Source organism: Sporosarcina ureae (assembly GCF_029267015.1).
Lineage (GTDB): Bacteria > Bacillota > Bacilli > Bacillales_A > Planococcaceae > Sporosarcina > Sporosarcina ureae_D.
Window position 1 is genome coordinate 1 of record NZ_JARIEA010000024.1, and the last position, 9,816, is coordinate 9,816.

General features: G+C 43.6%; 11 protein-coding genes. 8 read left to right on the forward strand and 3 right to left on the reverse strand.

Annotation, left to right across the window (positions count from 1 at the left end; all coding sequences use genetic code 11):
- Positions 1-222: 222 nt before the first annotated feature.
- On the forward strand, positions 223-1,617 hold the full coding sequence (locus Q7P97_RS03605; RefSeq protein ID WP_303966703.1) for an IS110 family RNA-guided transposase: 1,395 nt from the start codon (positions 223-225) through the stop codon (positions 1,615-1,617).
- A 458-nt stretch (positions 1,618-2,075) separates the two neighbouring features.
- On the opposite strand, the gene Q7P97_RS03610 is transcribed toward Q7P97_RS03605, so the two are convergent.
- A complete protein-coding gene (locus Q7P97_RS03610; RefSeq protein WP_303966706.1) occupies positions 2,076-2,240 on the reverse strand; it encodes a hypothetical protein in 165 nt (54 codons plus the stop codon).
- Between the two features lie 105 nt (positions 2,241-2,345).
- Complete coding sequence (locus Q7P97_RS03615) at positions 2,346-2,501, reverse strand: hypothetical protein (protein ID WP_303966709.1); 156 nt, start codon at positions 2,499-2,501, stop codon at positions 2,346-2,348.
- 167 nt (positions 2,502-2,668) lie between these two features.
- On the opposite strand from Q7P97_RS03615, the gene Q7P97_RS03620 reads away from it, so the two are divergent.
- Genes Q7P97_RS03620 through Q7P97_RS03640 form a run of 5 tightly spaced genes read left to right on the forward strand, consistent with a single transcriptional unit; the run spans position 2,669 to position 6,213 of the window.
- A complete protein-coding gene (locus tag Q7P97_RS03620) occupies positions 2,669-3,652 on the forward strand; it encodes an ABC transporter substrate-binding protein (RefSeq protein ID WP_303966712.1) in 984 nt (327 codons plus the stop codon).
- A gap of 4 nt (positions 3,653-3,656) precedes the next feature.
- Entirely contained in the window at positions 3,657-4,688 is a 1,032-nt protein-coding gene (locus Q7P97_RS03625) for a FecCD family ABC transporter permease (protein WP_483315747.1), read from the forward strand.
- Positions 4,675-5,490, forward strand: a complete 816-nt coding sequence (locus Q7P97_RS03630; protein WP_303966716.1) for an ABC transporter ATP-binding protein — start codon at positions 4,675-4,677, stop codon at positions 5,488-5,490. The genes Q7P97_RS03625 and Q7P97_RS03630 overlap by 14 nt, the downstream gene beginning before the upstream one ends.
- Positions 5,447-5,875, forward strand: a complete 429-nt coding sequence (locus Q7P97_RS03635; protein WP_303966718.1) for an ankyrin repeat domain-containing protein — start codon at positions 5,447-5,449, stop codon at positions 5,873-5,875. Before Q7P97_RS03630 ends, Q7P97_RS03635 begins: the two co-directional genes overlap by 44 nt.
- Positions 5,875-6,213, forward strand: coding sequence for an antibiotic biosynthesis monooxygenase (locus Q7P97_RS03640; RefSeq protein WP_303966721.1), 339 nt, complete (start codon positions 5,875-5,877; stop codon positions 6,211-6,213). Before Q7P97_RS03635 ends, Q7P97_RS03640 begins: the two co-directional genes overlap by 1 nt.
- Positions 6,214-6,757: 544 nt before the next feature.
- Here Q7P97_RS03640 and Q7P97_RS03645 read toward each other — a convergent pair.
- A complete protein-coding gene (locus Q7P97_RS03645) occupies positions 6,758-8,110 on the reverse strand; it encodes a YjiH family protein (protein ID WP_303966723.1) in 1,353 nt (450 codons plus the stop codon).
- Between the two features lie 178 nt (positions 8,111-8,288).
- On the opposite strand from Q7P97_RS03645, the gene rbsK reads away from it, so the two are divergent.
- Positions 8,289-9,179 (forward strand): ribokinase, encoded by an 891-nt coding sequence (gene rbsK, locus Q7P97_RS03650; RefSeq protein WP_303966726.1) that lies wholly within the window; start codon positions 8,289-8,291, stop codon positions 9,177-9,179.
- A gap of 152 nt (positions 9,180-9,331) precedes the next feature.
- A partial coding sequence (locus tag Q7P97_RS03655) for a DinB family protein (RefSeq protein ID WP_303966729.1) occupies positions 9,332-9,816 on the forward strand: 485 nt, incomplete at its 3' end.

Consider the following 9,816-nt stretch of genomic DNA (forward strand, 5'->3'; position numbering starts at 1 on the left):
AAGTGTTCAGTAGCGCAGGCACAACTGCGGGGTCGGCCGTGGCCGTGAGCCAGCTAGCAGCTCCACCGCTAGTTGGCTCATGGCTGGAGGCAATCCCCCACGTGCCTATTATATGAAATAGATTGAGTGAAACACAAAGAAACCATTGTTTTCAGGGTATAGGAGAGTACCAATCACAGAACTTCCTACCCAACCCCACCAGTAAAAGAGGAGATGAAAACAATGGTTATGTCATCATTCAATCATATTCAGGGAAGAAACGGAAGTAATTGGAGCCGCATGATGAGAAGTGCAGAGGCTGATCAGTACTGTATTGTAGCTATTGACGCTGCTAAGTATGTGAATACTGCCATGATCTGTACAATCTTTGGAGATATTTTAAGAGGACCTTTCGAATTTGATGGATCCCAAACAGGGTTTCAAGTTTTGAAGAAGGAAATTGACCAAACGCGTGAAGCGTATCAATTAACGCGTGTCATATTAGGTATTGAAACGACTGCTCATTACTATGAAGACTTGGTTAGAGTATGTGATCAAGAGGGTTATATGGTGCGTGTGATCAACGCTGCGACAACAGCGGAAGAACGAAAGAAGATGCTGAACTACACGAAGACTGACCGAGTGGATTTACATGCGATTGTGCAGTCTATCCTTCAGGGACGTGGAGATACAAGTAGGAAGAAGCAGGAGAGTTTTGAAAGGCTTCAGACACTGACTCGGGCAAGAAGACGAATGGTGGATGAACGGACCCGCTGTATCAATCATACTCGCCTATATATGGATCATATCTTCCGAGAATTTCAAGGCAAGAATGTGTGGAAAGATGGAAAGAATCAGGTCGTGAAAGTCTTTGATGAATTCACTTCCAAGACCTCTCTCTTCCTCATGAGACATTACCCGCACCCATCAGACATCATCAAGCTTGACGCCAAAGGATTAAGGGCATTGTCCATCGAACACAATCTAAAGTTACGTGACGCAGTTATTGATCGGTTGTTACGGTATGCCGAAGAAAGTATATCTAAGCCCAAGGAAGCGTTAGCCGGTGAACTCTTGCTTCTTCGATTAAAACTGGATGAATTCGACCTGATACAACGACAAATTACCGAACTAGAAGAGGTAATTGAAGAGTTACTTTTAGAAACCGACGGAGGCATTCTGTTAAGTGTTCCAGGAATTGGTGTAACACTTGCTGCTGAACTAACCGCTGAGATGGGCGATTTAGAAGTGTTTACGAATGCTGGACAGTTGATCAAGATGGCTGGTACCAACCCGGTCGTGAAGCAGTCTGGTGGAAAAAAGGCTACCCACTTCGCGATCTCAAAGCAGGGACGGGCACCATTCCGTGGTATTGTCTATCAGGCCGGTAAATGTACAGCCATTCATAATCCTGACATGAATGCACGCTATCGAAAAATGAAAGAACAGGGAAAGTTGACAGGCCAAGCGTATATCGCAATTGGCAATCGAATAGTGCGTCTCGCTTATGCGATGAGAAAACATCAAACACTTTATCAAAGCACTTGTCCTGATTATATATTACAAAAAGTCATCGCTGGAAAGTTACGAACTAAATCTAAACAAGCAGTTTTCTTCAGTCGATTTGTCACTGTATAAGAAATAAAATTATGGCATTAGGGTCGTTAGAATAGCACTGAAAAAGGCGTCTTCCCGGAGCGTAGATCACATAGGAAATACGTACCTGAGGCCAGTGTGGACCTCGTTGCACAGCGTTATGGGTCTTGTTCCACAAATACGGATAAAACGTAAAAGAAAAGAGTTTGGATTTAATAGGATGTATCCCTGTGGAATGAAAAAGCAAGACCTTTCTCGCTACGGAAAGACGCCCTTATAGAGTGTTCTGTGATTGTTGAGTTTCAAAAAAATGTCATTCTGAAGCTTTGGTTTCGTGTGCCTAAAAATAGCTGAAACATGGCACTTGACTTATTTCACATTAAACGCTGTGCGGGTCCAAAGCATGGCCCTCGCTACTTTCAATGATCAAGCCAAGCTCGAGCAACGATCCAATCTATCTCCTAATGACTTTGCCAAAACCGAAGAACTGTACCACCCAGTCACTGGTTTTCATCTACTATAAACCACAACCTAACTTGGTAAGTACTTAGCAGCGCAGGCACAACTGCGGGGTAGGCCGTGGCCGTGAGACATCTGGCAGCTCTACCGCCAGCTGGCTCATGGCTGGAGGCAATCCCCCACGTGCCTGCGCGAGTCCAAAGCATGACCCTCACTACTTTCCATGCAGAAGCCCATGTCGAGCAACGATCCATTCTATATATCATTGACTATGCCAGAACAGAAAAAGTGGTCACACTTAGTCACTGACCTTAATCTTTTATAAACCTCAATCTAAATTGGTAAGTGCTCAGCAGCGCAGGCACAACTGCGGGGTAGGCCGTGGCCATGAGACAGCTAGCAGCACTACCGCTAGTTGGCTCATGGCTGGAGGCAATCCCCCACGTGCCTGCGCGTGTCCAAAGCATGACTCTCACTACTTTCCATGCACAATCCAATGTCGAGTCACGACCGAACCCACCACTAGTCCAAACGATTCATTCTCAATAATCTATTTGACAATGATTCTCATTATCGTTTATGATGTTTTTCAATGAGAAACATTCTCATTATATTCAAGGGGGAATGAAAAGAGATGAAGAAGTTAGCAAGTGTGTTGAGCATACTCATGTTGCTGTTTGTACTTAGCGCATGTGGAACAGAGGATGGGAAAGCTGAAGATAAAACAGCCGCATCAGCAGTCAAAGCAGAAGAAACAGAAAAAGTAGAAGAAACGACTGGCACAGCTATCGAAGTGACAGACATGATCGGTCAAACCTCAACATTCGATGAAGTGCCAAAATCTGTCGCCACGCTCAGCTCAGGTGACCTCGATATGCTACTCGCACTTGGAATAAAAGTAGACGGGCGTCCAACAGTACAAGGGCCGCCAAACAAAGACTTAGAAGGCATCGCTGAAATCGGAAACCCGCATCAGCCGAATTTTGAGAAGATTGCGGAAATAAACCCCGAAGTCATCATTGCTGCTCCAAGCTTCAAACAACACGAAGCGAACATGGAACGCCAAGGTACAAAAATTGTGTATACAGCTGCTAACTCTGTAGACGATATCAAAAAGACGATCGGACTCTTCGGACAGCTATTCGATAAAGAAACAGAAGCAAAAACAATTCAAGATGATATTACCGAACAAATTGAAAAGAGCTCAGCGGACAAAGCGGACGCTGTGAAAACTTTACTAGTATACGGAGCGCCAGGTACATACATGGTGGCACTACCTAATTCATTATCAGGAAATCTACTTGAACTAGCAGGCGGGGAAAACATTGCAAGTGATTTCCCGAATGAAGAAAAATATCCACAATACGCAAGCTTGAGCGTTGAGAAAATTATTGAACGCAATCCAGAAATGGTCATGTTGATTACTCACGGAGAACCTGAAGCGGTCAAAGCAGCATTCGAAGGTGAAATGTTGAAGAACCCAGCATGGAAAAACCTTGATGCAGTGAAAAAAGGTAATGTGATGGTCTTACCTTCACACTTATTCGGTACAAATCCTGGAACAAAAGTTGTTGAAGCACTTGATGTGATGAAAGAAAGCTTAGGACAGGTTAAATAAGATGATTGCAGTAGGAGAGCAAACGCAGAAAGAACGTCATCCACTTGCGAGAAAGCGTGTCATCGTTCTCGTGACGAGTGGAAGTCTGCTGTTAATCGCAGCTATTTTAAGCTTGATGATCGGTCCAGTGTCGTTCTCCATGCAAGAAATTTGGAATGGGATTTTCGTAGCAAACGATACGATGGAACGGCGAATTGTATGGGAACTTCGCTTTCCACGTGTACTAGTCGGCATGATTGTCGGAGTAAGTCTTGCGGTAGCCGGTGCTATTTTACAAGGTGTTATGCGTAATCCACTGGCAGATCCAGGAATTATCGGTGTCTCGTCAGGTGCGGGACTTGCAGCGACAGTCATAATGATTATTTACCCGGCCTATATTATGTTTCTACCACTTGCCGCGTTTCTTGGAGCACTTGCAACGGCCGTTGTGATCTATGCGTTGTCTTGGAGGGGTGGCGCATCGCCTTTACGAATTATTTTAGTCGGTGTCGCAATTAATGCAGTGATCGGTGCATGCATGAGTGCGTTAATGCTGCTTTACAGCGACCGCGTGCAAGCTGTATTGCCTTGGCTAGCTGGAGGTATTGCAGGCGTCGGCTGGGTGCAGTTTGAAATGATCATCTACTACGCGATTGCGGCATTTGTATTGGCCATTTTCTCAGTCAAGCATATTCGCATTTTGCGTCTAGGTGACGAAGTAGCCAAGCTGCTCGGGCATAACGTGGAACGAAGTCGGTTTTTTCTCATAGTTTTAAGCACTCTACTTGCGGGAATGGCGGTCAGTGTTTCAGGATTGATTGGTTTTGTTGGACTTGTTGTACCTCATATTATGCGCTCTATAGTAGGAGGGGACTATCGATTCTTGTTACCCGCTTCGGCACTTGGCGGTGGATTACTCGTCGTAGTAGCAGACACAATTGCCCGTACGTTATTCAATCCAATTGAATTGCCAGTAGGAATCTTACTCTCCTTCCTAGGTGGACCATTCTTCTTGTACTTAATTCAAAAACGGAGGGATTCATTTGCTGATAACTGAAGAACTTACGTATCGACATTCGGATTCGTTCGAATTAACGAAGATCAATTTGCATATTAAACAAGGAGAAATCGTCAGTTTGCTAGGGCCAAATGGTTCGGGCAAGTCGACATTCCTACGACTGATTTCACGATTGATCACGCCTGGCAGTGGAGAAGTTCTGCTAAATGGCGAACGATTGAAACGAATGAAATCCCAGGAAGTAGCAAGGAATTTGGCTATGCTACCGCAAATGCAAGATCATCAACTTGATGTGACGGTAGGCGAGTTAGTGGAGTTCGGTCGTCATCCCCATCGTTCAGGATATGGCAAGTTAAGTTCAGAAGACCAAGAAATTATCGACTGGGCGATCGGCGTTACGAAGTTGGATAAATACAAGAATCGCATGTTGCAGTCATTATCAGGTGGAGAACGTCAGCGAGCTTGGATTGCGATGGCGATTGCGCAACGACCAAAAGTATTATTACTCGATGAACCGACAACGTATTTAGATATTTCGCATCAACTCGAAGTCATGGAATTGGTTACAGAATTAAATGAAATGTATGGAATGACGGTGGTTATGGTTCTGCATGACATCAATCAGGCGGCTAGTTACAGTGATCGGCTCATCGTATTAAAAGATGGTATCGTTCGTTTTGACGGCATTCCGCAGTGCGTACTGTGCAAAGATATGTTCCACTCTATTTTCGAGATAGATGCGGAGATATTTATGAATAATGGAAAATGCTTTTTCACCCCAAGTAAATTACGGAAGGATGATTGTTCTGAGAACCGAAGGAGAAAAGAAACAACCTATTGATCAAGCGTTAGTGCGTCAATACTTGATTGCAACCCACGGTGATTTTGATGAAGTACAAAAGTTAATTGAGCAGGAGCCTGATTTAGTCCACGCTGTGATGAACTGGGGTGGAGACGACTGGGAAAGTGGTCTTGGAGCCGCAGCGCATACCGGCAGTCGAAATATCGCGGAGTACTTATTAGAAAAAGGCGCGCGAATGGATATATTTGCAGCTGCCATGTTAGGGGAACTTGAGATCGTTAAATCGATGTTGAAATGGTATCCGAATGCAAGCGAATTAAAAGGGCCACATGGCATTCCGTTACTGCGTCATGCAGCAGCAGGTGGAGAACAATCAGCATCAGTACTTGAGTATTTACAGTCGATGAAAATGGAGGCAGTATAATGCAGAAAATGGTTGCGATTAATACGATTTATGTAGAAAAAGGTAAAGGGGAACAAATCACTGCTCGTTTCGCTAAAGCAAAGTCAGTTCATACGTTTGAAGGGTTCATTCGCATGGAAGTGTTGCTCAGTAAAGAAGGTGAAGAGCGTGATGAAGTGAAAGTATGTACAACATGGGAAGACCGCCAGTTTTTTGACAAGTGGTTACATAGCCGAGAGAATGCAAAAGCGCATGACGCAAAAGCACCACAAGGACCGAGTCCAATCCTCGGTAATGAAGTTACGACTTTTGATGTGAAAGTTCAACACTTGCCAATTGAAACCGTAGAAAGCAAGTAATTCAAGACAGCGACAAGTATCAAGTTGTCGCTGGCCTTCCGATTGTGATCTATGGAGTGGAATGAAGTCTCCTCTTCATAGATGGCTTTCGGAAATCCGTCAGCACACACGGTATATCACGGAAACGCTTGAAAGTGAACTGTCAAAGCTACTTATTGGAATGCAACGTGCCAAAGCCCACCATTGCTTTACCACGCTGCATCCCAAACGCAACCCTCCCTTACTTGCGGACATTCAATATATTCTAGCAGGGTAACTTTCAAGCTGTTTCATTTTGCTACTCTCTTTATGGAGAGTGGCTTTTTTTAATGATGAAATGTTAGTGAATGCTCAATGTAACGGAATATCCGCTCTATGAGAAGCCTTGAGCGCTCTATGTGCTACTTTATCCGCTCTATGCGCTGCGCTAACTGCTCATAGTTACGTGCTAAGCGCTCTAACAGTTCATACAACCGCTCATAGCCTAAAGTCTCATAGTACAAAGTTTTCGGCAATCAACTAAAAACCCGCCACTTCACAAGGAAGCGACGGGTTCGGGATGTAATTAAAACAATAAATGTGCAATACCTGCAATGATCGGTAACGCAATTAGTGTGCGCAATAAGAAAATGATTAGTAGATCAAAAATATTCAACGGAATCTTCGTCCCTAAAATCAATCCGCCAACCTCTGACATATAAATCAGCTGAATAACAGAGATGGCTGCAATCGTAAAGAGGGTCATCTCAGATGTAATCACACCTTCTGCCAAGATGACAGGCAAGAACATATCCGCAAATCCAACTACCATCGTCTGTGCAGCTTCAGCAGCTTCAGGAATCTGTAAGAAGTTCAGAATATATTCGAACGGCTTTCCTAAAATACGGAATACACTCGTATACTCAGCCATCACTAATGCAATTGTACCGAATGCCATAACGACCGGTGCCACACCGAACCACATATCGAGAACGTTTTGCATACCAGCACGAACCGTCTTCACGATAGAGCGTTGTTTCGAAGCGGTGTCGAGTGCTCTAGCAAGACCTAGTGAAAACACGCTTGTCCCAGCAGGCAACTTCTCATCTTCAGTAGAATATTCACGATTATCAATATACGTATTCTTAATTGAACGTAGTGGATAAATTCTTGGCATGATTAAAGCTAGAATCAGTCCCGTGAATAGTACGGTTGCGTAAAACGGTAGGAAGTAGTTTCCGAGACCGACTTTATCGATGATGACTAATGTAAACGTAATCGAAACAACTGAGAACGTAGTAGAAATAACAGCAGCTTCACGCTGTGTATAGTGACCTTCTTCGTACTGTTTACTAGTCAATAATACGCCGATGGTTCCGTCGCCGATCCATGAAGCGAGAGCATCAATAGAAGACCGACCGGGTAGTTTGAATAAAGGTCGCATAATCTTTACCATCAGGGTTCCGAAGAATTCGAGCAATCCGAAGTTTAGTAATAAAGGAAGTAACAGTCCTGCAAAGAAGAAGATACTAAATAGGAATGAAACCAGTCCATCACCAGCAAGCAATAATCCGCCTGTATCCGCGCTCCATATCGCTTCAGGCCCTATTTTGAAGACGACCATAATAGCAAAGACCGCCCCTACAATACGAGTGATTGTCCAAAAAGGTGTAACCTTGAATAGATTTGTAAAGAATGAAGGCCGATTCGGATCTTTCTGAACGAATAAATAAAGAACAGATCCCACTGCAGAAGCAATGATCAAGTACATCATAAGTTGTGGAATAATGGGTTCCAATGCGCCGGACATAACATCGGCTAATTTGGCTATAGATACTTTCCAACCCGCTGCGAACGGTAGTGGAATCATGAATAATATGACCCCGAGTATAGAAGGAATTAAGAATACGAACCATGTACTAACAGTATATTTTTTCAAGACATTTCTCTCCTAGTGTATAATCTAGTTGATGTATATTTATTCATTATACTGTTTAACAAGTCGTTGTAAACACTTTAGGGTAAAGTGTAACTTTTCAGTCAGTAAAGAGTCTATATTGAAATAGCTTGGACAAAAGTCTATGATCGGATAAAAGAAATGGAAACGAGGAATACGCATGATTACGGTAATTGGTAGTGCGAATATGGATGTTATTGCACAAGCGGACAAGTTTCCGTTGCAAGGAGAAACGGTGAGAGGAAAAGGTTTCCAAACGGCACCTGGTGGTAAGGGGGCAAATCAAGCTGTTGCATGTGCACGACTTGGACAGCAAGTTCAGCTGATCGGCACGACAGGTACGGATTCATTTGCAGAAATGATTGTAGACAATTTGAAAGAACAAGGTGTGGGTACTTCCTATATTAAGAATGTAGAAGGTCCTTCTGGCGTTGCTGTTATTTTATTGACGGAAGGGGATAATCGAATTATTTCCATACCAGGAGCCAATCACGCGCTGACGCCCGAACGGATTGAAGAGTTAAAATTTGTTATTCGTGCCAGCGACCTTGTGATGATGCAGCTTGAACTGCCAACAGATACTGTGTGGTATGTCTTGAAGCTCTGTAAGGAATTGAAGATTCCCGTTATGATGGACCCTGCGCCTTCAAGTAGCTTTCAATTGAAATACATGTCCTACGTTCGCTATCTGACTCCGAATGAAACAGAGTGTGCGCAACTCTTTGGTACTTCTATAGAAGAAACTGTGACAAACTATCCGAATCAACTCCTCGTAACATTAGGAAAAGACGGGGTTTGCTATCATGACGGTGAGCAAGTTATCTCTGTGCCTGGTGTCTCTACAGAGGTAGTGGATACAACAGGTGCAGGTGATACATTTAACGGTGCGCTTGCCAATCGGATAGTACAAGGAAGCGATCTACAATCTGCCATTCAGTTCGCTAATGTGGCGGCTTCGTTATCTGTAGGAAAATTCGGTGCGCAAGATGGTATGCCGACTACTCAAGAAGTGTTATCGAGAATAGAAAGACTAACGAATGAAAGAGGCTAGAAATCCTATTATATCAGGGCTGAATGGCACCCTTCTGTCACCATTGCTAGGCTTTACTAAAAATCTAACCGTTGCCCCTTTAAATCTCTGAACAAAAGGCGTATGCTATGGCAATAGAAATGATTTCAAGGAAGAAATGGAGGTAGATGTTGGTGGTTTTTGGAGAAAACATCAAGGTCCGTAAACGCATCTTGCAGTTGATTGATGGCTTAACAGATGAGGAATTTAACGGAACACCATCACATGGCGGCTGGTCACCCAAACAGATTGTAGAACATTTAGCATTAATGGAATGTCGAGTTGCTACAAACATCGCCCAAGAATTGAAAAATCCTGTGAGTTTACGTGTGTTCAAAAAACCGATAAGTGTATCGGCAAGCCCTTTAGTAAAAGCATACTTCATGGAATACACGCAACCGACAGATACACATCTCTCTATCCCAGAGATTAAAGAGAAGTTGCATGAATCCAGAAACTATTTGCTGGATATCTATGAGTCTGCTACTATTACAGAACTTCGCTGCAAGTCGATTAAGCATCCGATTTTCGGTAACGTTCCGTTAATTCAATGGTTCCGATTCGTCGGATTCCACGAAAAACGTCATCTACGACAATTGAAGCGGGCAGTGGAGCAAGT